The sequence below is a fragment of the Bartonella sp. AD328YNZD genome (genome assembly GCF_042196425.1).
The window spans coordinates 1-798 of sequence record NZ_JBHIQG010000683.1 but is presented as its reverse complement, the minus strand read 5'-3'; the positions used below and the strand labels follow the sequence as shown (position 1 = coordinate 798).

Here is a 798-nt window from a genome sequence, read left to right as displayed (position 1 = left end):
TTTGGCAATGTAAAACGATGCCCCTTTGCTCCAGCTGTTAACAATAAAGACCCCATAGATGCCGCCTGCCCCATGCACAGCGTAGCAACAGGAGGACGAATAAACTGCATAGTATCATAAATAGCCATACCAGATGTCACAACACCACCTGGAGAATTAATATAAAGACTAATTTCTTTTTTAGGATTTTCCGCTTCCAAGAAAAGCAATTGTGCACAAACAAGCATTGCCATACCATCTTCAACAGGACCATTAATAAAAATAATCCGCTCCTTTAAAAGACGGGAAAAAATATCATAGGCCCGTTCACCACGATTGGTTTGTTCAATAACCATAGGAACAAGGCTTAATGTCGTTTTCATTAGATCACTCATATTTTTACTTTCCGTTCATATAACAATCGCTCTTTACACATTCAATGTTTTTATCCATTTGTTAACATTACTCTCTTGTGCAAGCTACAATCAAAAGCTGTTTAGGATAGATTAAAATCCCAATTATTAAAATAGCAATAATAACTCTACCTAAAAAAATCATGAATATCAGGAATGCGAGATACCGCCCAATGGTAAAAACTTCCTTCCTGAGGTTTTTGCGTCGTCTTTATCTTTCTGTGAATATGAAATCCTATCAAGCGTGAATCGGTGAGCGGTTTTACGCCAAAAGCTGGTTCAAAGATATATTCAGACTTTCGCCCAGTCCAATAATAAAAAGTTTCCTTTTCCTTTGCTTCATGAAAAAAACCATATCTTTTTGCTAATCGTGAAATACCATCATTACCAAATATCGTAACGCCAA

At 36.6% G+C, this 798-nt stretch carries 1 protein-coding gene and 1 pseudogene; both read right to left on the bottom strand.

Features of this window, described 5'->3' with window-relative positions; all coding sequences use genetic code 11:
- A partial coding sequence (locus ACFIO3_RS14450) for an ATP-dependent Clp protease proteolytic subunit (protein WP_375704718.1) occupies positions 1-374 on the bottom strand: 374 nt, incomplete at its 3' end.
- A 146-nt stretch (positions 375-520) separates the two neighbouring features.
- Positions 521-798: pseudogene (locus ACFIO3_RS14445) on the bottom strand (hypothetical protein); the annotation flags it as partial.